This window comes from Flavobacterium tyrosinilyticum, assembly GCF_023656565.1.
Classification (GTDB): domain Bacteria; phylum Bacteroidota; class Bacteroidia; order Flavobacteriales; family Flavobacteriaceae; genus Flavobacterium; species Flavobacterium tyrosinilyticum.
In genome coordinates this window covers 1,276,442-1,301,255 of record NZ_JAMOKG010000002.1, presented here as the reverse complement: position 1 = coordinate 1,301,255, position 24,814 = coordinate 1,276,442, and the positions used below count along the sequence as shown (strand labels likewise).

Sequence of the window (24,814 nt, the reverse complement as noted above, 5' to 3'; positions counted from 1 at the left end):
AGAAATTATATCCTGCCAGGTCTGTCATATCCGAGAATTTATTCCAAAATTCGCTAGAAAAACTAATCTCAAGTCTATTTCCAAGGATCTAAAACTACCTTCACGCAGCCGTCTTCACGTTTTTTGAAAATATCATAAGCATGAGCAATTTCCGATAATGGCAGCCTATGAGTGATAATATCATCCAGTTTTACTTTTCCCTGAACCACATATTCCAACAACTTATCGATATGTTTATGAGCTGGAGCCTGTCCTCCTTTTAACACTATACCTTTATCGAAAAATTGCCCTAACGGAAAATTATCATAATTAACCGGATATACACCTAAAACCGCAACGATTCCGCTTCTTCGTACAGCGCTCATACAGGCTTCTAAAACTTTGATAGATCCTTTTTCAAAATTAATGGTGGCTTTGATTCTGTCACCTAAATTTCGGTCTGGTTCAAAACCTACAGCATCAATGCACACATCGGCGCCACGCCCATGAGTTAAAGAACGAATTTGTTCTACTACATCTTTCGGTCCGTCTTCCCACAAAATGGTTGTGCAGCCTGTGCTAAGCTTTGCTTTGTCTAGTCTGTACTGCAGCGTGTCCACTACAATAACTTGTGCCGCCCCTCGTAAAACAGCACTTTTAGCCGCCATGATTCCAACTGGGCCAGAACCAAAAATGGCTACCGTTTCGCCGCCTTTCACTTCTCCCCAATCTACTCCTGTATATCCTGTTGGAAAAATATCAGTTAGAAATAGAACCTGCTCATCACTGAGATCTTCAGGTACAATTCTTGGTCCATAATTAGCATACGGAACTCTTACATATTGCGACTGGCCTCCATCATAACCTCCATACAAATCGGTATAGCCAAAAAGCGCACCGCCTTTTTCTGTCAGTATTCCTCCTTCGGGCCCATAATGCTCGGGATTACTGTGCTCGCAATTTCCAGGAACATCATGATTGCAGAAAAAGCAATTTCCACAGGCAATCGGAAAAGGAACTACTACTCTATCCCCTCTTTTTAAATGGGTTACCTCAGACCCTACTTCCTCTACGATACCCATAAATTCATGTCCTAAAACCATGGGTCTTGGCTGCGGAAAGCCTCCCGAATAAATGTGCAGATCAGATCCGCATATAGCTGTGGAAGTTACTTTGAGTATAATATCATCTTTTGCTTTTAAAATCGGATCATCTACTGTATCATATTTAATAGATCCAGGACCGTGTATAACTGCTGCTTTCATAGTTCTCTTATTTTAAGATTAATAGAAAGCTAAACAACTATTAATAAAGAACTTATTCTTACAGAATTTCGGAAAAGTATTACATAAAACTCATAATGGCAATGATATAAACTTAAAATTTCAACATGTAAATTCCATTCATAAACGTCTTTTAAATTTGATTTCATACTCGAAAAAAACTTTTTGTCAACTAAATATGTAAAATCATGAATAAGGTTACAGATCAAATAAATAATGGAAGTATTTCATCGGGAGAAAATGTGTCGTTTTGGATTGACTCTACTTCCCCAATCGCCTATAGTACCCCTGATCAAAATTGTGGAGCCGAAGTACTTGTTATCGGCGGCGGAATCGCAGGTCTTACCACTGCCTACAATTTACTAAAGGCTGGTAAAAAAGTTGTCGTTGTAGAGGATGGGTTTATAGGCAGCGGCGAAACGGGTCGTACTACAGCACACCTAACCTGCGCGCTTGATGACCGCTATTATTATCTGGAAAGTACTTTTGGCAAAGAAGCTGCAAAATTAGCCGCAGAAAGCCACAGCAAGGCAATAGATGAAATTGAAACAAATGTAAATGACCTAAATATAGACTGTTTCTTCAGAAGAGTCAACGGATATTTATTCCTGCATCCGAGTGACAAACCGGAGAATTTAGAAAAAGAATATGAAGCTACCAAAACGGCGGGAATCAATACAACGTTTCTAAAAGCCACACCCGCCATAACAGGCGGAGAAAAAACAAATTCCATTGTATTTCATAATCAGGCCCAGTTTCATGTTTTACATTATTTAAAGGGTCTGGCCGATGCCATTATAAAGTTAGGAGGACTTATTTACACAGAAGCGCGTGCCGAAAATATAACCAAACATGGTGCAGAAGTAAATGGTTTTACCTTTTCGGCAGAACATATTGTGGTGGCTACCAACTCTCCTATTAATGATACGGTAACTATGCATACTAAACAAGCTGCGTATAGAACTTATGTTATTGCGGGCAAAATAGCCAAAGGAGTTTTGCCTTATTCATTATGGTGGGATACAGGCGACGCTAATTCGGAATGGGTTGCAGAACCATATCATTATGTTCGATTAGAAAATTTTGACGATCAGTACGATCTGCTTATTTCGGGAGGCGAAGATCATAAAACAGGCCAGGAAGACCAGGAAAATATTTCGGCAGCTGAACGTTATGAAAGGCTCGAAAGCTGGACAAGAAGTTATTTTCCTATGCTTGAAGATCTATCTTATCGATGGTCAGGCCAGATTATGGAACCTGTAGACGGTTTAGGTTTTATGGGGAAGAATCCGGGGGATGACAATATTTATATTATCACAGGAGATTCTGGAAACGGAATGACACATGCCACTATTGGCGCTATGATTATCAGCGACCTTATATTAGGAAACAAAAATCAATGGGAGGATTTATATAGCCCATCAAGAATTACGCTAAAATCTACGGGAGACTTTTTGAAAGAAGCCGGAAACATGGCCTCACAATACCTCGACTGGATCAAAGGTTCTGACTTGAAAAACACAGCTGATTTACATGCGGGCGAAGGCGGTATACTCTCTTCTGGACTTAAAAAAATTGCGGTTTATCGCGATTACGACGATACTTTAAAAGCCTTCTCTGCAGTATGTCCGCATTTAGGCTGTATTGTTCATTGGAACACTGACGAAAAATCTTTCGATTGTCCTTGTCACGGTTCAAGATTTTCTACAGACGGCACCGTGATCAATGGTCCGGCACAAACTGATCTTAATCCGATACAAATCAAATAAAAATTTTATCTATGGACTTTTACACACTTATTCAAATTTTAGTCTCGTCGATCGCAGCTACTTCTGCCATGACTTTGTTTAGTTATGCAGTATCGGCAACTGCCCGAGAACTCTACAAAGAACCTGTACTATTGAGCTATATTTTAAGCCATCTCCATTTAGAAGTATCACCTAATGTAAAAAATATGCTGGCGTGGATTTTACATTATATAATTGGTTTTGGATTTGTAATTGCTTACCATTTTTTATGGATTTATAAAGTTCTAGAACTAACATGGCCAATTGGTATTCTTTTAGGAGCAATTAGTGGTATTATTGGCATAATTACCTGGTTTGTTTTATTTAAATTGGTACCTCAAAAACCTAACATTGACTTTAAGGGTTACTATTTACAGCTTTTTGCAGCACATATTATTTTTGGTTTTATTGCTTATACAGTTTACATTCTTTTTTAAACAATTAAAATTAACAGCAATTAAAATCTCTATTCAATCAGATTTTTGAAATAAAATAAAAGTTCAAAATTCTGGATTGCTACAAATTTCGCATGCGAAATATTCCACAATAACATGTTGCTTTCCCTACTCTGCTACTTCCTGAAAGTAATATCCTTACTGAATCTTGAAGTTAAAATTTAAAAAAAACTTGCCTTTAATTGTGTAACAAAGCAGGAGAATTCTGTAAAAAACACATGCTTTACAAGTCTACATTTGAATCCGTTAAATTTTACAAGAAAAGATCATTTAACAAATAGTAATCACATTTAAAATAATTATCGACATGCAGACAAATGTACACACCACAAAAAATAAAGTGACAGAATCTAATTTTTCTACAAGTAGCAATGAACCGCCTCAAAATTACGATATGGTTGTTTTTTGCCATTTAAGATGGCAGTTTGTTTACCAGCGTCCGCAGCATTTAATCAGCAGAATGTCTAAAAATATGAAAGTGCTGTTAATAGAAGAACCAATTGCCTTTGATGCTCAACAGGAAAACACAGCCAATCTTATTATTATCAATGACAACTTGCATATTTTGCAGCCTCGTGTAAAGAGTATTGAAGACATTGCCAATATATTGCCGCAATACATTAAAAATAAAAATGTCGCAACAGGATGGTTCTACTCAGCATCATTTAGTCCTTTAATAGAAACCTTTGAATTTGAAACGATCATATACGATTGTATGGATGAATTAACATTGTTCAAAGGAGCTCCTGAACATTTGATTCATCAGGAAAAATTTTTAATGGCCAATGCAGATATTGTTTTTACTGGCGGAAAATCATTGTATGAGTCAAAAAAGCAAAACCATTCTAATGTTTACTGTTTTCCAAGTTCTGTAGATGAAACGCATTTTGCACAGGCACTAAACGGAATTGAAATTCCCGCAGATATTGCCAATTTACAATCTCCAATTGTGGGTTACTTTGGCGTAATCGACGAGCGTATCGATTTAAAACTGCTGCATGAAACTGCGTTAAAATTGCCAAAAGTTTCCTTTGTGATGATTGGCCCATTGGCAAAAATTGACGAAGCCGATCTTCCAAAAGAAGAAAACATTTATTATTTGGGAATGCGATCTTATAATGAACTCCCGAATTATATTAAAGGTTTTGATATTACAATAATGCCCTTTGCAATAAACGATGCGACTAAATATATAAGTCCGACAAAAACCCTGGAATATATGGCCGCAGGAAAGCCAATTATCTCCACTAAAATAACAGATGTAGTAAGAGATTACAGCAATTGCGTAAGTCTTATCGAAACCGCTGATGATTTTTGCGATGCCATTACCCTACTTTTCGATAAGAGAGCAAGCGTATTGATTCCGTTGAAATATACCGAGATATTAAAAAATACATCTTGGGATAGTACCGCTGCAAGAATGCAGGAAATAATTAAAGAATTTTCAAAATGAAACAAGTAGATATTTTAATAATCGGTGCTGGAATTTCTGGATCGGTATTAGCAGAAAGATATGCTTCGATAGGAAAAAAAGTCCTGATTATCGAAAAGCGAAATCATATAGCAGGAAACTGTTACGATTATGTAGATGAAAACAATATTCTGGTATCAAAATACGGAGCACATCTGTTTCATACCAATGAAGAAAGTGTTTGGAAATATGTAAATCAGTTTTCGGATTGGTATCCGTGGGAACATAAAGTTATCGCGAGAGTGGATGAAAAAACAGTGCCGATTCCAGTAAATATTACAACGGTTAACAGACTATTTGGTACAGATATTAATTCGGAGCAGCAAATGATCAGCTGGCTCGGAGAAAACTGTACACCAATAGAAAAACCTGCAAACGGTGAAGAAGCAGTTTTAAATCGTGTTGGTTCTGTATTGTATGAAAAAATGTTCAAACATTACACCAAAAAACAATGGGATAAATATCCTGCTGAATTAGATGCATCTGTTTTAGATCGTATACCGGTTCGTTATAATTATGACGACCGTTATTTTTCGGATACTTATCAGGCATTGCCACAAGGCGGTTATACACAATTATTTGAAAATATTATAAAGCACCCCAATATCGAAATTTTACTCGATACGGATTACTTCGATGTAAAAGAACAGTATACGGGATATGAAAAATTATTTTATACGGGCCCCGTGGATCGTTTTTTTGATTTTAAACATAGTCTGACCGAAAAATTAGAGTATCGTTCAATCAATTTTGTGAGTGAAACTATAGATGCTGCATTTTTTCAGGAGAATTCAGTTGTCAATTACCCTGGAATAGAAGTTGATTTTACTAGAATAATCGAGTACAAGCATTTTGGAAATCAGAAATCAGAAAAAACAACTGTAGTAAGAGAATATACAGTCGATGAAGGCGAACCTTACTATCCTGTTCCTAATCCGAGAAATGGGGAAATTTACAAAAAATACAAGGATGAAGCCGAGAAACTTCTTGATGTGCATTTTGTGGGCCGACTGGCCAATTATAAATATTTCAATATGGATCAAGCATTTAAAAATGCCCTTGACCTGTTTGATTCGCTGGAGAAAAAAGACAAAATCACCTATAAGACAGCAGGCTAGATGAAACTATTCAATACTTTTTTTATGGGCGGGTATGAATGCGCAGATCACATTAACAGATCAGGAGAGCGAATCAGCCTGCTTAGAGAAACCCAGCATGATCGCAGAGTTTCTGAAGATTATGAAATGCTTTCTTCAATTGGTATTAAAACGGTAAGAGAAGGAATCTGCTGGAGCGACGTGGAGAAATCGCCTGGTTTCTTTGACTTTTCAGAAGTTTATAATCGCATGCAGGCTGCTGAAGAATTTGGTATTCAACAGATATGGGACTTGATTCATTTTGGCTATCCCGATGGAATTTATCCCACACATCCCAATTTCTGCGAACGTTTTGCTGCTTTGTGTCATGCTTTTGCTGTGTTTTATACTGAAAATTCTCCACAGGAATTGTATGTTGTGCCCATAAATGAAATAAGTTTTCTGTCATGGCATTCTGGTGATGTAAGAGGAACTGTGCCCTTTGCGATAAACAGCGGATGGGATATTAAATATCATCTCTGCAAGGCAGCAATTATAGGTATAAAAGCTTTAAAGGAAGCAGATCCTGATTGCGTCATTATTTTGGTCGAACCCTTAATAAAAATTCATGGGAATCTTCAGGAAAATGCAGAGCAAATGCATGAGCTAAATGAGCACCAGTTTCAGGCAATGGATATTATCGCCGGCAGAATGTGTCCTGAACTGGGAGGTTCTGAAGAATTTCTGGATATTTTAGGTTTTAATTATTATTGGAATTGTCAATGGAACATAGATGATACTCCGTTGGACTGGCCGGAAACATTAAAACGAAGAACACCTCTTGCAGATTTGCTACAGATGGCTTACAAAAGATATGAAAAGCCGATTTTTATTTCCGAAACAGGACATTTTGGATCTGGAAGAGTAGAATGGATTGAAGAAATTACGCAGGAATGCCTCACAGCAAAAAAACGTGGTGTAGACCTTAATGGTATCTGTATTTATCCAGTTACCGACAGGCCAGATTGGGACGATCTTTCGAGCTTCAGCAATTGCGGGATTTGGGATCTTGATATTGATGGAAACAGGCTGCCAAATATTCCATATATAAATGCAGTAGAAAGATCCCAGGCACAGTTTACACATACAAACAAGATCTTGGATTTTGTACTTAACTTTTTTAAAAACTAAAATTTATTACAATGGAACTAACTAAGACAAAAACCGGAATTACATTTAGTGCTTTTGATTTACTTCATGCAGGACATGTAAGAATGCTTGAAGAGGCCAAATTGCATTGTGATTACCTTATTGTAGGTTTACAAACTGACCCCACAATAGACAGACCAGAAAAAAATAAACCTACACAATCTGTTGTAGAAAGATACATTCAGCTTAAAGCATGCAAGTTTGTAGACGAGATTATTCCCTACACGAGCGAGCAGGATCTTGAGGATATTCTTCAGGCTTTACCAATCGATGTTCGCATTCTAGGAGACGAATATAAAGATGTCGCTTTTACCGGAAGGGAGTATTGTGAAAAAATGAACATTGAACTAATATACAATAAACGAAATCACCGTTTTTCAAGCAGCGGACTTCGTAAAGAAGTGTATCAATGTGAAAGCTTAAAGATTGTAAATGGTTAACTTTTATTTATTTAACCACTTATAACGTTTATTCATTAACCTCTAAAAACTACAGTTATGCCTTCAGAATTTGTAACAAAATGCAGTAAAGTTTTAGCAGCAAAGGAATGGAATATTGCCTTTGCCGAAAGTGCCACTGCCGGAAGAATGAGCGCAGAATTTTCGATGACAAAAGAATCAGGAAAAATTTTGCGCGGCGGCATAGCCTGTTATGAAGTTTTTGTAAAAGAACAAATTCTTAATGTTCCGCATACAATGATTGAAAAATATACACCTGAGTCAGCAGAAGTCACAAAAAAACTTGCCGAGCAAATGTCAAAATTGTTTAATGCAAAAGTTACAGTAGCAGTTACCGGACTTACTACGCCCGGCGGAAGTGAAACTCCTGAAAAACCTGTAGGCACATTTTTTTTCAGCATTATAACTCCTTCTGAGAATATAAATAAGCGCAAAGTTTTTGTAGGAGATTCGGAGCAGATAATCATTCAGGCCATTGATGAAGCTGCCAAACTCGTTATTGAAAGTATTGCGAGCTTGTAGTAAAACCAATTTAGACTTTCTATAATACATATCTTTTCTTCTAAATTAATTAAATCACTATCCAATGGAAAAAATAAACGAATCGAAAAAAGATAATGACAAATCTCTTAATTTATATCTCGGTAATAAAAAGTCCACAAATCACAAAGTTCGTTGCCAAAATTTACACCAATGTATCTCAATGAATTAATTATTAGAACCTAATTTTTAAAAGTATTAAAATCATTGTGGAAGTTTCAATATTGAAAAAACAACGAAAATTCCCTAGTAGAATCATGGTGCATTATACAAATGGGATGGACAACAGTTGCTATCACTCTTCCTCCACAGATGGATTCTTCAAGCCTTTACAACTTGACATTTCATGAATGGAGTTATTAATTTTCAACCACAAAAGCTAAGACGAATTTGAAATAAATAAACTATCGCGGAACTATCCGTACAAATTTTTAATCTCCGACATGACAAAGGTACTTTGGGTACTTCCTATACTTTCAACTGATCCCAATTTATTAAACACAAAATCCTGATAATGCTTCATGTCTTTGGCAGAAACTTTCATTAAAAAATCATAATCTCCTGAGATATTATAGCATTCCACAACTTCTTCGATTTTCATAATATCACTAACAAATTGATTCCCGATATTACGATCGTGCTGTTTAAGTTTAATATTACAGAAAACTATAAACCCTCTGTTTAATTTTTCTGCATCAAGGAGTGCTATATATTTCTTAATGTAACCGCTGTTCTCTAATCTTTTAATTCGCTCAAAAACAGGCGATGCCGAAAGATTTACCATCTTAGCAAGCTCTTTTACTGTATACTTAGAATTATCGTGTAGTATATTTAATAACTGAAGATCAATATCGTCTATTTGTTCCATAGAATATTTTGGCTTAATTCATTTCTAAAACAGAATGAAATTCTTCAAATATAACCAAAAACAATACAAAAATCTTATTTTTCAGAAATTAAAAACATAACATACTGCAAAGTTTATGTTCAAAGTAAGAAAAATCTAAAAGGCATTATTTTATAGCGGGGAGCATTATCTTTGATACCCTTTATCGAAAAAAGATAAAGGGTCACACCATAAATAAAAAATTATACTTCTTTTCGTCGAGCCATACCCTGAGCGATGATGCTAGCGGCAATCAATTGCAAGGCATGGTAAAGCATGAGGGGCAGCAATACGATGCCGGTTATGGTACTGTGCTGAAAAAGTACTTTTGACATAACCGTACCATGTACCAATGACTTTTTTGATCCGCAGAATAAGACAGTAATACGGTCTTCATCTGAAAAACCAAGTAGGCGGCTGAGTAGTCCGACACAAAAAAATACGGCAAAAAACAACGCCATCATCCCTGCAGCGAGTCCGGCAAGTTCAAGGGCGGTAAAGCCTTCAAAAAGATGTTCGGAAAATGACTTGCAAAACGACGTGTAAATAATCGTTAGAATAACAGCCTGATCGAAATATTTGAGCTGTTTCTTGTATTTTTCGGCAAAGGCGCCGAAACGGGAATTGAGGCTTATACCAATGATGACAGGCAACAAGACTTGTAGAATCAACTTTATGACGATTTGACTAACATCAAAATCTCCTGTCGCAGAAGTTATAAACAACCCAACCCAGAGCGGGGTAACGACTACTCCGATCAAACTGGAAATGCTTGCATTGAAAATGGCTGCGGGAATGTTTCCCTTTGCGATGGAAACCATGACCACCGAAGAGGAAACTGTGGACGGTAAAGCTGCCAGAAAAAATACACCCAGCCAAAGCAGCTCGAAGCCGTTATTGACAAACAACGGGCGAAATGCCAAAACAATGAGCGGAAAAAATAAAAAGGTTGTCAACTGGACGATAATGTGCATTTTCCAGTTGGAAAGTCCGGCTTTTAGTTTCTCAACACTTAATCGCATGCCATAAAACAAGAAAATTAAGGAAACGCCAGCATTGGCAATCTCCTCTAACGAAACAGGTTCTTTGACCATGCCTGGCTGTGGCAAAAAATAAGCCATCAGAATCATGGTGGCGATCATTAACAGGAAACCGTCGAAACCTGCTTTTTTTAATACTTCTAATAATTTCTTCAATGTGTTTTAAATATTAGTCCACCGTACAGGCACGGACTCCATTATTAATATATTGAGACTAAATCCCAAGTTCTTTGCGTATAATTTCTGCTCCTGCGCTTAAAGCACTTAACTTGCCTCTGGCTACATCTCTAGATAATGGGGCCATACCGCAGTTTGTAGAAGGATACAGATTTTCGGCATCTACAAACTCCAGCGCTTTACGCAGGGTATCAGCTACTTCTTCTGGTGTTTCGATAGTGTTTTTTGCCACATCAATGGCACCTACCATTACTTTTTTACCGCGAACAAGTTCCATTAAATCTAAAGGTACATTGGAGTTGTGACATTCTAAAGAAACCACATCAATTTTAGATTTTTGAATTTTCGGAAAAATTTCTTCGTATTGTCGCCATTCCGAACCTAATGTCTTTTTCCAATCAGTATTTGCCTGTATTCCATAACCATAACAAATATGAACCGCAGTCTGGCAGTGTAAACCTTCAATGGCTCTTTCTAATGCTGCCATTCCCCAATCGTTTACTTCATCAAAGAACACATTAAATGCAGGTTCGTCAAACTGGATAATATCTACCCCAGCGTCTTGAAGTTCTCTTGCTTCTTCATTGAGTGCTATCGCAAATTCCCACGCCAATTTTTCACGGCTTTTATAATGGTCGTCGTACAAGGTATCTACCATTGTCAGCGGGCCCGGCAATGCCCATTTTATAGGCTTGTTAGTCTGTTTACGTAAAAATTTAGCATCTTCAACAAAAACTGCTTTTTGACGTGCAACCTCACCTACAACCACTGGAACACTCGCATCATAACGGTTACGGATTTTTACTGTTTTACGATTTTCAAAATCTACACCGCTTAAATGCTCGATAAAAGTCGTTACAAAATGCTGGCGTGTCTGCTCGCCGTCACAAATGATATCCAGATCTGCCAATTGCTGTTCCTGCAAAGAAATGCGTAATGCATCTTGTTTTCCTTCAAGCAACTGATCACCTTCTAATTTCCATGGTGACCAAAGTTTTTCGGGTGGCGCTAACCAGGCAGGTTTGGGTAAACTTCCAACAATAGAGGTAGGTAATAATAATTTCTTCATAATAGTATAATTTTAAGGCGTTGTAATCAATTAAAGGGTAAAATTAGCAGACCATTGTTCCAGAAGACTTTTGTAAGGTTTAATGAAATGCTCTTCTGCATATTTACCCTGCTCAACAGCCAATCGGCTGCGCTCTTCGCGGTCATAATCCACACGAGTCAGTGAATAATCTTCGTGTTTAAGACTAGGTTGATAGATTTTCCCAGCTACTGAATTTGCATTGTAAATTTCAGGGCGATATATCTTCTGGAAAGTCTCCATCGTGCTGATTGAGCTGATTAGTCCAAGATCAGTATAATCAGCAAGCAGATCTCCTGAATGATAAAAAGCCATCGGCGCCACACTATGCGGAGGCATGAAAAAACGAACTTTTAAGCCCATTTTAGAGAAATATTCATCAGTGAGAGAATACTCATTCTGCAGATACTCAAAACCCAAAACCGGATGCTGGTACTCAGTGCGGGTATAAGTTTTGTTGCTCGATACACTTAGACAAATGATCGGTGACATCTTAAAGTGCTCTTTGTAAGTGGCTGAATTTACAAAGCACTTATAAAGTTTTCCGTGTAAATCACCAAAATTTTCAGGGATAGAAAAATTAGATTTATTTTTATTGTGCTCGATCAATAAAATACTGAAATCATAATCACGTACATAAGAGGAATAATTATTTCCGGCAACTCCTTCTATTTGCTGGCCAGTCTTACGATCAATAATATTTGTTTTTAAAACTTCAATCATCGGTAAATCGTTACTACCATTCTTATCATCAATACTCATTGTTACTGTGAGGATTTCAAGTTCTACAAGGTAACGATCCCCTTTTGGATTATCCAAATGAGCCAATGCATTGAATCGATTGTTAATCATATTTAATGCATTACGTAAGTTTTGCTGGCGACTAGCTCCTCTAGCCAAGTTTGCAAAATTGGTTGTTAAACGCGTTTTGCTTGAAGGGTGATAATTTTCATCTAAACAAGTGCTCTTTAGTGCGAATGCAAAATCATTTTGGATTGTATTCTGGGTATTTTCAATATTTTGCTTTTCGTTTATTCCCCTATCTTCTTGTATGTTCGCTTTCATCTGATGATAATATTTAGTTTTTTTACCCTGCAAATTTGAATATAAAAGATTAAATATTTTTATTTATACTTAAATTCAGTTAATTGTTCTTTTATACTACATTTTTAAAGATTATTAATCTTTAAACAAATATAATAATGAAGGAAAACAGATAAATATTCTTTAGTGACCTAAGATGGTTAGTTTAGAATTTCCCAGAGCGCTTCAAAAACTCGAAAAAGAAAACAATATCATTTATATTTGCCAAAATTTAAGACAGACATAGCAATGAATTTGATAGAAAATTTAAAATGGCGCTACGCCACAAAAGCTTACAGTAACATTAAAGTAACAGAAGAGAAGGTCGATCAGATCTTAGAGGCTATAAATCTTTCAGCATCTTCTTGCGGTCTGCAATCTTACCGTGTTTTTGTTGTAAGCAACCCGGAAATTCAAAAAAAATTAGGTGCTGATTCGTATAATGGACAGATTAGCTCTTGCTCTCATTTGTTGGTTTTTGCTGCATTCAATGATATGTCTTCGACTTACATTGACGATTATATGGCAATGACAGAAAAGCAAAGAGGTCTTGATGCTGGTGCCTTATCAGGATTTAGAAATGGATTGCATTCCTATTTCAGCGCTATTAACGCAGAGCAAAAAGCATTTTGGGCAGCCAAACAGGCTTATATTGCACTAGGAACTGCACTTATTGCAGCGGCAGAATTGAAAGTGGATGCCACTCCTATCGAAGGATTTAATGCTGCCATTATCGATGAGGTTTTGGGTTTGAAAGAAAAAGGGTTACATTCTACAGTTATCCTTGCTTTAGGATATCGCGATTCGGAAAAGGACTATATGGCAGCTACGAAAAAAGTTCGTTTACCTATAGACGAAATGATAACGAAAGTTTACTAATATAATGAGTTATGTTAATTATTACGGTAAAAGTATACCTTCAACCTTGTAGGCTTGAAAATAAGCTAATTTCTTTAAATCTTGCATAAAATGATTTGAAATTTGTTAAGTAGTCTACCACAGCCAAAAGGCGCCAATTGAATACAATTGGCGCCTTTTTTTATATATGTTACAAACTAAGAAAGTTTGACTCTGTTTTAAAAATCCAAAATGAGTTTGGAATTTCTTAATTTGATTTAACCATTTCTATTTAGCATTTATCAAATCACAATGAGATAAATTATTTCAAATTCGCATTAAAGAAATTTTCTAACTTATCGAAAGGAATTACATCTACTTTGTCATATAAATCAACGTGAACTGTATTTGGTATAATTATTAATTCTTTTGGTTCATTTGCCACTTTAAAAATGTCTTCACTAAAATATCTTGAATGTGCATTTTCGCCTGCGATTAAAAGCATTGGTCTTGGCGAAATTTCTTTTACATAAGCTAGTATTGGCATATTCATAAACGAAATAGGATTAGTTGTCAGCCAGGCTCCGTTTGAATTCAAAGAATTGACATGAAAACCACGCGGCGTTCTGTAATAATCAAAATATTCTTTTACAAATTGCGGTTCATCGCCTTTCAATGTTTCGGGTAAAATTCTTGGACCGGCTGCTGGTTTTTCATTTTCGGCATCCTTCCAACGCTGTTCGCCCAAAGTTTCCAGTGTTTTGCTTCTTTGTTCTGGAGTTACAGAATCATTATAGCCTTTTGACATTACTCTCGTCATATCATACAAGCTTGTTGTCGCAACGGCTTTCACTCGCTTATCAATCGCAGTTGCATTTAAGGCAAAACCTCCAAAACCACAAATCCCGATGATTCCAATTTTATTTCTATCTACATTTTTTTGCAATCCTAAAAAATCTACAGCAGCACTAAAGTCTTCGGTATTAATTTCTGGAGAGGCCAGATTTCTCGGTTCGCCCCCACTTTCTCCTGTGTAAGATGGGTCAAAAGCCAGAGCTATAAAACCACGTTCTGCCATTTGGTTCGCGTACAATCCTGATGATTGCTGTTTTACAGCTCCAAAAGGCCCGCTGATAGCTAATGCAGACCATTTTTTGTTTCCTGCGTTTTTCGGAAGATATAAATCTCCGATTAATGTAATGCCGTAACGGTTTTTGAAGCTCACTTTTTGACGAATTACTTTATCGCTTAATTGAAAAGTATAATGTTCTTTTGATGTATCCATTTTTTCTGAATTTTTATTTGACAATTGTTGTTTGGTCTGCGCTTTTAATTGTCCAAAAGACAAAACAAGTACAGCAATTATAAAGGTGATTTTTTTCATTTTTGATTATTTGCTTGATTAAACTCTTCATTTGTAACTGGTTTCAGCCACGTCACCTGTACATCTTCTTTAAAATTGGTGATGGCAATATGTGTCATAGATGTCTTCGCAGATGCTCCGTGCCAATGTTCTACATTTTCAGGTATGTTCACTACATCGCCTTTTGTTATAGCTCGTGCAGCCTTTCCTTTTTCCTGGTAAAAACCTGAACCTTCAATAACAATGAGCACCTGCCCTTTCGGATGTGTATGCCAGTTGGTTCTGGCGTCAATTTCAAAGGTTACTGCTCCAGCAGAAAATTCGTTGTTTTTATCTTTTGAAACCAATGGCGATAAAAACGCTTCGCCTGTAAACCACTCATTTGGTAATTTCTCTCCTTTCGGAAAAAGAGATATTGTATTTACTTTGTCCATTTTTTCTATTTTTTTATTGTTAAACCTCTCAAAATCATTATAATTATTTTATCAAAATTCCTTATAGGTATAATTAACCCCTCGAATTTACAGTCAAATGTGTCACCTGATCACTACTTTTGTTCTTAGTTCTTCTATCATATATTTCTCTGATACCCATAGTCACAATTGCTAATGTTCCAAAACTTGCTCCAACCCAGGGAATAGATTGAATACCCACATTTGCAATAAACCATCCGCTAATAATGGTTCCTGTTGAAACGCCAAGATTTCCGAATGAGGACTGAAGACTGTTGGCAAATTCTGGAGCTTCTGGAGCTGCATCAATCATATAAGAAATCGCAGTTAAAAATGCAGGTCCATACATAATTCCCCAAAAAACTACTATTATAATCTGCACATTAAAATTATTGCCTGAAAACTTCAAAATAGCGGGCAATACTATTGTTCCTAATGCGAAAAATGCTGTTGTGAGTGTAATGTTTTTTGATAATAACCTTCCGGCTAGCCAATTGGCAACAACTCCAGTTATTCCAAAAAGCAATAACATATAACTTATCTCCTGTCCAGTCATCCTTTTTACTTTTCCGAGATAGTCAGCAAAATAACTGTACGTTGAAAACCAGGCCGAAATTAAAAACACATTAAATACAACACTAATGACAAAGCGCGGTTTTTTTAATATTAGAAGCTGACTTCCATAAGATAGTTTTTCCTTCACAGTCATATTGGGTATAAAAACCATGATACCACCCAGAGCAATTAGGCTGACTAAACCCTGAATCATAAAACTGACTTGCCATCCATACAAGCTGGACATATAAGCCGCTAAAGGAATGATAGTTACCTGTGCCAAAGCAATACCGCCAATTACAATTCCCATCAATTTGTATTGCTCACTTTTGGGAGCACTGCGGATGATTGTACCAACTGCGGCTGAAAAGAAAACGGGCTGTAAAACGGCTGGTATGATTCGAAACAAAACCAATACCCAAAAAGGAGGAGCAAATGCTGAAACAATATTTGACAGTAAAAAAGTGAAACAGCCCCTATCATCATCTTTTTCCTATCGATCCCTGATGTAAAAAGAACCATAAACGGACCAATCAGGAAAATAGTCAATGCAAAAGCACTTAATAATAATCCAGCTTTATCTATTCCAATATTATAATAGGAAGCAACTTGCGGCAAGACTCCAATAATACCAAATTCAGTACTGATAATACCTATTACTCCCAGGCATCCTGCATAAGCTATATTCTTTAATCCTGCTGAATTATTATTGCTATTCATATCTTTTTTATACTACATTAAATTATAGTACAAAGATACTTCTGAGCAAATCTCATCGTGTAACGATTATCAAACCAAAGATTAAGAAATTCAAACTTCTGCCAAGCGAAATGAAGAGGGATTAGTGCCGGTGTTTTTTTTGAAGAAATTATTAAAGTAGGTTGGATAATCAAATCCAAGTGCGTAACCAATTTCAGAAACACTCCAATCAGTATGCTGTAAGAGCGCTTTAGCTTCTGTTATAATCCGCTCGGTAATATGATTCGTTGTCGATTTTCCTGTAACCTCTTTTACGGCTCGATTCAGGTAATTGACATGCACATTCAAATGTTTTGCGTAATGTTGTGCTGTTCTTAATTGAAGCGGATTGGAAGTAGTTTCAATTGGAAACTGTCTTTCCAACAATTCCAAAAATACAGATGCCAATCTGGAAGATGCATTCTTATTTTGTTCGAAATTTTGAGAAGGCTCCATCTTTAAAGATTCATGGATAATGAGGCTGATGTAATTTCGAATCAGCTCATCTTTAAAAACATAATCACTTTCTTGTTCGGCAATCATTTTATGAAAAATAGTATTGAGAAAACCTCTTTGCTCTTCTGTGATTTTCAAAACAGGTGTTCCGCCAATTTTAAAAAAAGAAGACTGCTGAAGGCTTTCAGAACGTTCGGAGTTTTTAAAAAACTCTTCTGAAAATAAAATAGTATAGCCAATATAAGTTGTAGAAATAGTTTCCCATGAATACGGAATGTGCGGATTTCCAAAAAAGAGAATCGTACCTTCCTGCTCATAGGTTTTGTCAGAATAATGAATCTTGCTTTTCCCAGTAGTAAGGCAGATTTTATAAAACTCCTTTCTGCTGTAAGTTCTGGTTTCACTGCCATCATCTTCTATCTGGAATGCTTTAAAGCCCTGCAGTTTCAGTTCGTTATTAAACTTGGAAACTTCTCTTATGATCTTCTCTTTCATTTTACAAAGTTAAGAAATTCAAACATATTAAAATCTCTTAATCTAAATTTTACTCCAAAACACTTTGTTTGAGCTCCAATTTACATTCAATCTTTTGAAAAGATTCTCTGCACTCGATAGAATAGCCGCAAAATGTTTTTTTAATTGATACTTTTGATTCCGCTATTGATTACTATTTCATTAAAAGATTAATTTAGAACGACTGATAACCTAAATATGAAAGAAGATTACATAAAACGAATTAATAATGTATTATTATTTATTGACCAAAATTTAGATCAGGAACTGAGTTTGGAAACTATAGCTAAAATTGGAAATTACTCACCATTTCATTTGCACAGAATTTTTAAGGCAATTACAAATGAAACTATAAATGAATACATTACCCGCAAAAGAGTTGAAAAAACAGCATTAATACTTATACATAAAAAAGAGATTACAATCTCTGAACTTTCATTACAATACGGCTTTAACAGCAACTCTTCTTTTACCAGAACTTTTAAGAAATTTTACGCATTAAGTCCTACCGAGTTCAGAAAAAACCACTCAAACAAATTTAGCAAGATCGGTAAAATGGATAGCAAGAATGGACAAGAAAATGGAATTTTTGACCAATATATTTGCAACATTAATAATCTTAAAAATTGGATTAAAATGAAAGCAAAAATTGAAATTAAAGAAATGCCAAAATTAGATCTTGCCTATATTACACAAATTGGCCATAACGGAATGCAAGATGCTTATTCAAAATTAATTAAATGGGCAACTCCAAAAGGGCTTTTAGAAAATGAAAACTTAAAAGTAGTTACCATTTACCACGATAGTTTTAAAATAACAGAACCTGAAAAAGTTAGAATGAGTGCCTGCATTTCGTTGAAAGAAAAAGTTGAAGTTGATGGGGAAATTGGATTAACTACTATTGAAAAAGGTAAATTTATTGTTGGACATTTTGAAATTCAAATAAACGAATTTGAAAAATCATGGAGCGGTCTTTTTATTTGGATGAACGAAAACGGATATAAAAAAGCTGATCGAAATCCTTATGAAATTTATTATAATGATTTCAATGAGCATCCGGAAAAAATGAGCATCGTAGATTTTTGCATTCCAATTGAATAAATCAAAAGAAAACTATTAAAAAGTTAAAACTTTCGTTTTAACTTTTTTTAGTCTTTACTAAAGCTATGAAATCAGGAAACTGTATTTTATTGCTTATTTTAAGATAACTACATCACCATTTCTTAAGATTTACTTAAGATATTCATCCTCACTTACAATTGATTCATTGAAAGCAAGATCACATCATTTTGATTTTCAAACTATTGCACCTCAATTAAAACTAAGTTATCCAGCCATTAGCAGTAAATCATAATTTATAGATTGCATAAACAGCACTATTTACTTATTTTTGGCTATTTTAATTAAGTCTAAATAAGTAATAATGAAAAATTATCTACCCGTATTGCTGTTGCTTCTCGCAGCAGGTTCTCTATCCGCACAACAAACTAACTCAAATACAGTTCAAGATACCATTAAATCAAAATCTGATAATGAACTTAATGAAGTTGTAATCTCTGCAACAAGACAGCCTGAAAGCCTTGATCAGGTTCCCTCTTCAGTAACTCTTATTTCTAAAAAACAGCTCCAGCAACAATTAAGCATAAGTACCAATCTAAGTGACATATTAGGGGCTTCCGTACCGGGACTTGGATTTAGTACCAACAGAACCTCGAACCTTGGACAGACCCTCAGGGGGCGACGTGTCTTGGTAATGATTGACGGTATTCCCCAATCTACACCATTAAGGGATGGTGCTAAAGATATTCGCTCTCTGGACCCTGCAGCATTAGAACGCGTGGAAGTTATAAAAGGGGCAACCGCCATTTACGGTAACGGTGCTGACGGAGGTTTAATAAATTACATCACTAAAAAGGCTGATCAAAATAAAGTCTTCAGCGGAACTACTGAAGCTGGCAGCGCCTTTTCACTAATTAAACCAAAAGAGACCGCTGGATTCTTTGTATCACAGCTTTTCAGCGGAAAGGTCGATAAATTTGACTATGTTGTTAGCGGGCGTTATGAAGAAACAGGGCTTTACCGTGATGCAAAAGGAAGAATTCTATCACCAGAATATGGTATGAATGACCTTAGAAACTGGAATGCATTTGCAAAACTTGGCTACGACTTCAATTCAGATAACCGTCTTGAAGTTATGTATAATTATTACAAAAGCACTCAGGTTACTGATTACATAGCACAAGCAGGTGTTTATGGGAATTTTGACAGACCGACCATCGGCGTTAAAGGACAAAGACCGGGAGAACCTGAAGGAACTCCTTACAACCACAATGCAAGTTTAACCTATACAGGAAAGAATATTATGGGCCATAGCGATCTGAGCGCTGTTTTATATTTTCAGGATTATCTGACTTTGATCAATTACAGCGATTTCTTCGAAAATAACGGACAGCCTGCAACACAGAGTAAAAAATTGGGGTTTCGTCTTAATATGAACAGTCCTTATGAAGTGAACAATCTTATCAACGGGAGCGTAACCTATGGACTTGACATTCTCTCAGATATTACAGATACCCATCTGACCGATGGCAGACTGGTTATTCCAGAAATGAAAATGTCTAACCTGGCTCCTTATTTCCAGATCAAAAATATGTTTGAGCCTAATTTAGTATTAAAAACCGGATTAAGACTGGAGAATGTTCATATTAATGTACCAGATTACACGACAATTGCAATCCGTAATTATGTAACAAGCACTTATGTAGGCGGCGGCGTGGCAGTTAACGGCGGAGATTTGAACTTTAATACGCTGATGTTCAATGCAGGACTTCGTTATACTAAATGGAATGCTTTCAAGCCTTTTGCCAGCTTCTCGCAAAGTTTCAGCGTAGCAGACCTAGGTCTTGTGCTGCGTGCGGCTAAAGAAAACACCGTCAGCAATACTTCAATTAAAGCAGTAGTGGCCAATAACTACGAAGTTGGATTCTCAGGGGCTATTTCGGATTTATCCTATGAAGGAGCTGTTTTTTACAGCACTTCTAAACTGGGCGCCTCTTATGCATATATAGATGGAAATCCGCAGATCTCCCGCTCACCAGAAAAAATATACGGTTTTGAATTTGGAGCAAAATACAGATTTCATCCAAAATTTGACCTTGGTGCAAACTACTCCTATACCGAGGGCAAACGTGAAACTGCCACAGGTGATGTATACCTTGGAGGAGACCGTATCAATCCGCCAAAATTAACCGCTTTTGCCGTTTACAGACCAATAGAAAACTGGTCAATCTTTACCCAAATGATAAATACTTCAGGCAGAGACAGATTTGAACCGGTAAACGGCGCATATACATATGGTACAGGTCCTATTAAAGCATTTACTGCTTTTAATTTTTCTACAAGTTATATTTTCAAAGAAAAAACAACTTTACGTGTGGGAATAGAAAATTTATTTAATAAAGATTACTTCTCCGTAATATCACAGTGGCAGGTCAATAATATGAGTTACGTTAAAGAAAATGGAACTCGTATGACGGTAAGTCTTTCACATTCATTCTAAAATACATTACTCGAATTATATAGAGTTTAAGGCAAATCCTTAATAAATTGTTACCTTGTTTTTTTATTTTTTTTTTGATCAAAAGCTGTCCTTTACGGACAGCTTTTTTTTTAATGATAATAATTTATTTTAGGTAGGCTTACTAATTCCTAAGTTTTCATTTTTATAAACTTTATAGATCTTTATGTAATAATATTGTTGACTTTTTTGATAGTACAAAGTTCCTTCAATAATTCATTTGGAATAGTACACATATTACTGCTATTATTACCATTTTTACTGATTTGAATACTCAGTCTAACTAATTAACAATCTGCGTAGTATATTTGTATTACATTTAAATAAATATTGAACTGCTGTTAAACTATTGTGTTCGCTTTTATGACAGGCAGTTTATAACCAGAGAAAATATTAATACTGATATTTTATCAAAATTTGAAAATCTGTTAAATGATTATTTCCAATCAGAAATTGCTCAGGATACTGGTCTGCCTCTGGTAGGATATTTTGCCGATCTTTTAAATCTTTCTCCTAATTATTTTGGTGATTTAATAAAAAAAGAAACGGGTAAATCTGCTCAGGAACACATTCAATTGAAATTGATTAACTTAGCCAAAGAGAGGATTTTTGATACCAATAAATCAATAAGTCAGATCGCATTTGAATTGGGTTTTAAATATCCTCAACATTTTAATCGAATGTTTAAAAAAAATACCGGCTACACGCCCATCGAATACCGAAATTTAAACTAAAACTATTGCAAATTTCTATTTAAAAGATAACGAATGCTTGAAAATTTTCCTTTTTATTTAGGTTTAATAATCATTATTTTACTGCTAATTATGCTGGCTGATAAAATAAAAGTAGCCTATCCTGTATTGCTGGTATTAGCAGGGTTATTCATTAGTTTTATTCCAAAAGTTCCCTTAATAGAAATCGAGCCTGATCTTATATTTTTGATATTTCTTCCCCCATTATTATACGAAGCTGCTTGGTCTGTTTCTTGGAAAGAAATGTGGCGCTGGAGGCGTATTATTACAAGTTTTGCCTTTATAGTCGTTTTTCTATCTGCACTTTCAGTAGCGTTAGTGGCCAATTATTTTATTCCTGGATTTTCTCTTGCGCTTGGTTTTTTATTGGGCGGAATCGTATCTCCTCCAGATGCGGTTAGTGCAGGTGCAATTTTAAAATTTGTGAGAGTTCCTAAAACGATGTCCTCTATACTAGAAGGTGAAAGTCTATTGAACGATGCTTCCTCATTAATTATTTTCAGATTTGCAATGATAGCCGTTGCAACAGAGCAGTTTGTATTTTACAAAGCCGCAATAAGCTTTAGCTGGATGATTATTGGTGGGGTTGGAATCGGTTTACTCATAGGATGGCTTTTTATGAAAGCCCATAAATATTTACCCACAAGTGCTAATGTTGATATTGTTTTATCTCTCCTTACACCTTATGTCATATATCTCGCAGCCGAAGAAGTACATAGTTCTGGTGTATTAGCGGTAGTAAGCGGAGGTTTACTTTTATCCAACAACAGGCATCGTTTTTTGAGCAGCAGATCTCGCATACAAGGAGTAAATGTATGGGAAAGTCTTTGTTTTATTTTAAACGGACTGGTTTTTATGCTGATTGGATTAGATTTACCTCAAATTACTTCAGGACTAGAAGATATCAGTATCGCTGCCGCTGTTGGATATGGCGTTTTAATTACTGTTGTTTTAATAATAAGCCGATTATTATCTGCCTACGGCGCTGTCGTCGTCACATTAATTGCCCGTAATTTTATCACAGTTGCTGATACAAGAAATCCTGGATATAAAACTCCATTTATTCTTGGTTGGACCGGCATGAGAGGTGTCGTTTCTTTGGCTGCCGCATTATCTATTCCGGTATATTTAAACAATGGAAACGGTTTTCCGCAACGAAATCTTATTTTATTTATCACTTTTATCGTCATCCTTTTGACTTTATTGATTCAAGGATTAACACTACCATATTTTATAAAAAAAATAAAACTGCCAGCAATCTATGATCCGCTTTCTCGCGAAGAAGCCAGTACTATTTTACGGAAAGATCTTTCTGAATATGCTTTAAATTATTTAAAAACAACTTATCAAGATCAGCTTGAAAGTAATACATCATTACAGCAGCTCATTCAAAAATGGGAACATCACAGCAAAGGAATTGATGATGAATCGATTGGAAATGAACTCAAAAGCATTTATCTTGATTTAATAAATCATCAGAGACAATGGTTAATTGATAAAAACAAGGAAGACCAAAGTATAGATGAATCGATCATTAGAAAACAAATGTATTATTTAGATCTTGAAGAAGAAAAACTAATTCATTTTTAAGATCACATTATAAGTGAATATGACATCTTTTCTATCGTAAAAAAATTAAGACAGGTCTTTATTTTAATTACCATCAATTATGACAAAAATCTTTTAAGATTTATTGTATAAATCTGTTATCAAAAATTGTTTTTTGTTTTTAAGTCAATTTTATTCGAAATTAGTTTTTATCTCTTTCTACCAACCTTCTTTGAGTCCATCTTGAAGGGCAATATTATATTTCTTGACATTAAACCTATAAATATGAGGTGCTTTATGTGCTTTGCCTTCCATTCTTGGTTCATCCATTTTATCCAGAATATCATAACCAATCATTTTTCTATAAAAATTTCCTCTATTTAGTTTCTTGCCGAGAATAATTTCATAAAGTCTCTGTAATTCCGGCATTGTAAATTCGTCGGGAAGAAGATTATAGCCAATGGGTTTATAATTAAGTTCTTTACGAAGATTTAGTAAGGCCTGATCTAAAATAATTCGATGATCCATCATCATATCAGGAAGGTCATTAATATCGATCCATTCGCAGACACTTGAAAAAACATCTGTAACAGGATTTACTTTTTCATAATCAGCCAAAGCATAAAAACCTAAAGAAATGAAACGCTGTTTATTCCACAACCCATCTTCATAATCCTTAAAGAAATCTTCGCTTCTATTGGCATCTGCAAAGACGCTAAACTGCTGCAAGTAAATATCATTTGCGCCAGTTCTGTCTGCCAAAATTCTTTTCGCAGCTTCTTTTATATCTTCCTTTTTTCTAATATATCCGCCGGGCAATGACCAAAGTTCCTGATCTTTTAATTTTACCAATAATACTTTCATATTAGAAGTATTGTAGCCAAAAACAGCACAGTCAATTGACAGATGTGGCAAATATTCATTCCAAGCTATTTTGGAAAATTCTAAAACAAGTTCCTTCAATGAGTTTTCCATTTATATAACTATATCTTTTATTTACTATACTCGACGTCACTAACTTGTTCCAGCCACACTGTTTCTCCTTTTTCTCTTCCTGTTATTGCAACCTGAACAAATTTGGCATCTACACTCGCACCATGCCAATGCGCAATATTAGCTGGACATTTAATGACATCTCCTTTATTTACCATAATTTTCGGGCTTCCTTTTTCCTGATAATAACCCACTCCATCGAGAGCCAGTATAATTTGTCCCGCAGGATGACTGTGCCATTTCGTTCTTGCGCCGGGTTCAAACGTTACACTTCCAACAGCATTTTGATTAATACTGTCTGCCTGCGCCAAATTATTGAGCCAGACTTCTCCTGTAAAATTATTATTTGTGATTTTTTCCCCTTTTTTAAAAATCATATTATCTATCTGTTCTTCTTTTTTATTACTGCATGACATTATTCCTATTGCAATGCAGAATGTAAAAACTATAACTCTGCCTTTTTTTAAATTCATTTTCTGCATTTTTCTTTAGTTTGTTA

The 24,814-nt window shown here is 35.5% G+C and carries 22 protein-coding genes and 1 pseudogene; 12 read left to right on the top strand and 11 right to left on the bottom strand.

The genetic code is table 11. The annotated features are described in order from the left end of the window. Window positions 1-74: 74 nt before the first annotated feature. Window positions 75-1,244: a zinc-dependent alcohol dehydrogenase gene (locus tag NCC77_RS13415; RefSeq protein WP_250836029.1), complete on the bottom strand. Its 1,170-nt coding sequence runs from the start codon at window positions 1,242-1,244 to the stop codon at window positions 75-77. 206 nt (window positions 1,245-1,450) lie between these two features. Here NCC77_RS13415 and NCC77_RS13410 point away from each other — a divergent pair, with 206 nt between their 5' ends. The 7 genes from NCC77_RS13410 (at window position 1,451) to NCC77_RS13380 (ending at window position 8,240) form a co-directional block, all read left to right on the top strand. Continuing rightward, the gene (locus tag NCC77_RS13410) at window positions 1,451-3,031 is read left to right on the top strand and encodes an FAD-dependent oxidoreductase (protein ID WP_250836028.1); all 1,581 of its coding nucleotides are present in this window, start codon (window positions 1,451-1,453) and stop codon (window positions 3,029-3,031) included. An 11-nt stretch (window positions 3,032-3,042) separates the two neighbouring features. Continuing rightward, a complete protein-coding gene (locus tag NCC77_RS13405) occupies window positions 3,043-3,486 on the top strand; it encodes a hypothetical protein (RefSeq protein ID WP_250836027.1) in 444 nt (147 codons plus the stop codon). A 325-nt stretch (window positions 3,487-3,811) separates the two neighbouring features. Further along, the gene (locus NCC77_RS13400) at window positions 3,812-4,957 is read left to right on the top strand and encodes a glycosyltransferase (protein ID WP_250836026.1); all 1,146 of its coding nucleotides are present in this window, start codon (window positions 3,812-3,814) and stop codon (window positions 4,955-4,957) included. Further along, on the top strand, window positions 4,954-6,093 hold the full coding sequence (gene glf / locus NCC77_RS13395) for a UDP-galactopyranose mutase (protein ID WP_250836025.1): 1,140 nt from the start codon (window positions 4,954-4,956) through the stop codon (window positions 6,091-6,093). The genes NCC77_RS13400 and glf overlap by 4 nt, the downstream gene beginning before the upstream one ends. Further along, window positions 6,094-7,242 (top strand): hypothetical protein, encoded by a 1,149-nt coding sequence (locus tag NCC77_RS13390; RefSeq protein ID WP_250836024.1) that lies wholly within the window; start codon window positions 6,094-6,096, stop codon window positions 7,240-7,242. A gap of 11 nt (window positions 7,243-7,253) precedes the next feature. Next, a complete protein-coding gene (locus NCC77_RS13385; protein WP_250836023.1) occupies window positions 7,254-7,700 on the top strand; it encodes an adenylyltransferase/cytidyltransferase family protein in 447 nt (148 codons plus the stop codon). Window positions 7,701-7,757: 57 nt separating this feature from the next. After that, a complete protein-coding gene (locus NCC77_RS13380) occupies window positions 7,758-8,240 on the top strand; it encodes a CinA family protein (RefSeq protein ID WP_250836022.1) in 483 nt (160 codons plus the stop codon). Between the two features lie 433 nt (window positions 8,241-8,673). Here NCC77_RS13380 and NCC77_RS13375 read toward each other — a convergent pair whose 3' ends face one another. From NCC77_RS13375 to NCC77_RS13360, 4 genes are all read right to left on the bottom strand, one after another. Next, window positions 8,674-9,126 carry an Lrp/AsnC family transcriptional regulator gene (locus NCC77_RS13375; RefSeq protein ID WP_095929232.1) on the bottom strand — a complete coding sequence of 151 codons (453 nt, stop codon included), beginning with the start codon at window positions 9,124-9,126 and terminating at the stop codon, window positions 8,674-8,676. Window positions 9,127-9,347: 221 nt separating this feature from the next. After that, window positions 9,348-10,340 carry a bile acid:sodium symporter family protein gene (locus NCC77_RS13370; protein WP_250836021.1) on the bottom strand — a complete coding sequence of 331 codons (993 nt, stop codon included), beginning with the start codon at window positions 10,338-10,340 and terminating at the stop codon, window positions 9,348-9,350. 58 nt (window positions 10,341-10,398) lie between these two features. Beyond that, window positions 10,399-11,430, bottom strand: a complete 1,032-nt coding sequence (locus NCC77_RS13365; protein WP_250836020.1) for a methionine synthase — start codon at window positions 11,428-11,430, stop codon at window positions 10,399-10,401. A gap of 30 nt (window positions 11,431-11,460) precedes the next feature. After that, window positions 11,461-12,513, bottom strand: a complete 1,053-nt coding sequence (locus NCC77_RS13360) for a DUF1852 domain-containing protein (RefSeq protein ID WP_250836019.1) — start codon at window positions 12,511-12,513, stop codon at window positions 11,461-11,463. 267 nt (window positions 12,514-12,780) lie between these two features. Between NCC77_RS13360 and NCC77_RS13355 the strand changes: the two genes are divergently transcribed. After that, complete coding sequence (locus NCC77_RS13355) at window positions 12,781-13,410, top strand: nitroreductase family protein (RefSeq protein ID WP_250836018.1); 630 nt, start codon at window positions 12,781-12,783, stop codon at window positions 13,408-13,410. 280 nt (window positions 13,411-13,690) lie between these two features. On the opposite strand, the gene NCC77_RS13350 is transcribed toward NCC77_RS13355, so the two are convergent. The 4 genes from NCC77_RS13350 to NCC77_RS13335 all read right to left on the bottom strand — a co-directional run bounded on the left by NCC77_RS13350 (window position 13,691) and on the right by NCC77_RS13335 (window position 17,427). Then, window positions 13,691-14,752: an alpha/beta hydrolase gene (locus tag NCC77_RS13350; RefSeq protein ID WP_250836017.1), complete on the bottom strand. Its 1,062-nt coding sequence runs from the start codon at window positions 14,750-14,752 to the stop codon at window positions 13,691-13,693. Continuing rightward, window positions 14,749-15,165 (bottom strand): (R)-mandelonitrile lyase, encoded by a 417-nt coding sequence (locus NCC77_RS13345; RefSeq protein WP_250836016.1) that lies wholly within the window; start codon window positions 15,163-15,165, stop codon window positions 14,749-14,751. The genes NCC77_RS13350 and NCC77_RS13345 overlap by 4 nt, the downstream gene beginning before the upstream one ends. Window positions 15,166-15,238: 73 nt before the next feature. After that, window positions 15,239-16,147, bottom strand: a complete 909-nt coding sequence (locus NCC77_RS13340; protein ID WP_250836015.1) for an MFS transporter — start codon at window positions 16,145-16,147, stop codon at window positions 15,239-15,241. Between the two features lie 401 nt (window positions 16,148-16,548). After that, entirely contained in the window at window positions 16,549-17,427 is an 879-nt protein-coding gene (locus NCC77_RS13335) for a helix-turn-helix domain-containing protein (protein WP_250836014.1), read from the bottom strand. Between the two features lie 216 nt (window positions 17,428-17,643). On the opposite strand from NCC77_RS13335, the gene NCC77_RS13330 reads away from it, so the two are divergent. From NCC77_RS13330 to NCC77_RS13315, 4 genes and pseudogenes are all read left to right on the top strand, one after another. Next, window positions 17,644-18,546, top strand: a complete 903-nt coding sequence (locus NCC77_RS13330) for an AraC family transcriptional regulator (protein WP_250836013.1) — start codon at window positions 17,644-17,646, stop codon at window positions 18,544-18,546. A 322-nt stretch (window positions 18,547-18,868) separates the two neighbouring features. Continuing rightward, the gene (locus NCC77_RS13325; protein WP_250836012.1) at window positions 18,869-21,004 is read left to right on the top strand and encodes a TonB-dependent receptor; all 2,136 of its coding nucleotides are present in this window, start codon (window positions 18,869-18,871) and stop codon (window positions 21,002-21,004) included. Window positions 21,005-21,348: 344 nt separating this feature from the next. After that, window positions 21,349-21,756: pseudogene (locus NCC77_RS13320) on the top strand (helix-turn-helix domain-containing protein); the annotation flags it as partial. Window positions 21,757-21,789: 33 nt separating this feature from the next. After that, window positions 21,790-23,364, top strand: coding sequence for a Na+/H+ antiporter (locus tag NCC77_RS13315; RefSeq protein ID WP_250836011.1), 1,575 nt, complete (start codon window positions 21,790-21,792; stop codon window positions 23,362-23,364). 177 nt (window positions 23,365-23,541) lie between these two features. On the opposite strand, the gene NCC77_RS13310 is transcribed toward NCC77_RS13315, so the two are convergent. Both NCC77_RS13310 and NCC77_RS13305 read right to left on the bottom strand, forming a co-directional pair. Then, entirely contained in the window at window positions 23,542-24,297 is a 756-nt protein-coding gene (locus tag NCC77_RS13310) for an NUDIX hydrolase (RefSeq protein ID WP_250836010.1), read from the bottom strand. Between the two features lie 17 nt (window positions 24,298-24,314). Next, a complete protein-coding gene (locus NCC77_RS13305) occupies window positions 24,315-24,788 on the bottom strand; it encodes a cupin domain-containing protein (protein WP_250836009.1) in 474 nt (157 codons plus the stop codon). Window positions 24,789-24,814 lie beyond the last annotated feature (26 nt).

Coding starts and splice junctions, on each gene's coding strand:
- NCC77_RS13415 (WP_250836029.1), bottom strand. CDS start 1,244: ATGAAAGCAGCAGTTATACACGGTCCTGGATCTATTAAATATGATACA.
- NCC77_RS13410 (WP_250836028.1), top strand. CDS start 1,451: ATGAATAAGGTTACAGATCAAATAAATAATGGAAGTATTTCATCGGGA.
- NCC77_RS13405 (WP_250836027.1), top strand. CDS start 3,043: ATGGACTTTTACACACTTATTCAAATTTTAGTCTCGTCGATCGCAGCT.
- NCC77_RS13400 (WP_250836026.1), top strand. CDS start 3,812: ATGCAGACAAATGTACACACCACAAAAAATAAAGTGACAGAATCTAAT.
- glf (WP_250836025.1), top strand. CDS start 4,954: ATGAAACAAGTAGATATTTTAATAATCGGTGCTGGAATTTCTGGATCG.
- NCC77_RS13390 (WP_250836024.1), top strand. CDS start 6,094: ATGAAACTATTCAATACTTTTTTTATGGGCGGGTATGAATGCGCAGAT.
- NCC77_RS13385 (WP_250836023.1), top strand. CDS start 7,254: ATGGAACTAACTAAGACAAAAACCGGAATTACATTTAGTGCTTTTGAT.
- NCC77_RS13380 (WP_250836022.1), top strand. CDS start 7,758: ATGCCTTCAGAATTTGTAACAAAATGCAGTAAAGTTTTAGCAGCAAAG.
- NCC77_RS13375 (WP_095929232.1), bottom strand. CDS start 9,126: ATGGAACAAATAGACGATATTGATCTTCAGTTATTAAATATACTACAC.
- NCC77_RS13365 (WP_250836020.1), bottom strand. CDS start 11,430: ATGAAGAAATTATTATTACCTACCTCTATTGTTGGAAGTTTACCCAAA.
- NCC77_RS13360 (WP_250836019.1), bottom strand. CDS start 12,513: ATGAAAGCGAACATACAAGAAGATAGGGGAATAAACGAAAAGCAAAAT.
- NCC77_RS13355 (WP_250836018.1), top strand. CDS start 12,781: ATGAATTTGATAGAAAATTTAAAATGGCGCTACGCCACAAAAGCTTAC.
- NCC77_RS13350 (WP_250836017.1), bottom strand. CDS start 14,752: ATGAAAAAAATCACCTTTATAATTGCTGTACTTGTTTTGTCTTTTGGA.
- NCC77_RS13345 (WP_250836016.1), bottom strand. CDS start 15,165: ATGGACAAAGTAAATACAATATCTCTTTTTCCGAAAGGAGAGAAATTA.
- NCC77_RS13335 (WP_250836014.1), bottom strand. CDS start 17,427: ATGAAAGAGAAGATCATAAGAGAAGTTTCCAAGTTTAATAACGAACTG.
- NCC77_RS13330 (WP_250836013.1), top strand. CDS start 17,644: ATGAAAGAAGATTACATAAAACGAATTAATAATGTATTATTATTTATT.
- NCC77_RS13325 (WP_250836012.1), top strand. CDS start 18,869: ATGAAAAATTATCTACCCGTATTGCTGTTGCTTCTCGCAGCAGGTTCT.
- NCC77_RS13315 (WP_250836011.1), top strand. CDS start 21,790: ATGCTTGAAAATTTTCCTTTTTATTTAGGTTTAATAATCATTATTTTA.
- NCC77_RS13310 (WP_250836010.1), bottom strand. CDS start 24,297: ATGGAAAACTCATTGAAGGAACTTGTTTTAGAATTTTCCAAAATAGCT.
- NCC77_RS13305 (WP_250836009.1), bottom strand. CDS start 24,788: ATGAATTTAAAAAAAGGCAGAGTTATAGTTTTTACATTCTGCATTGCA.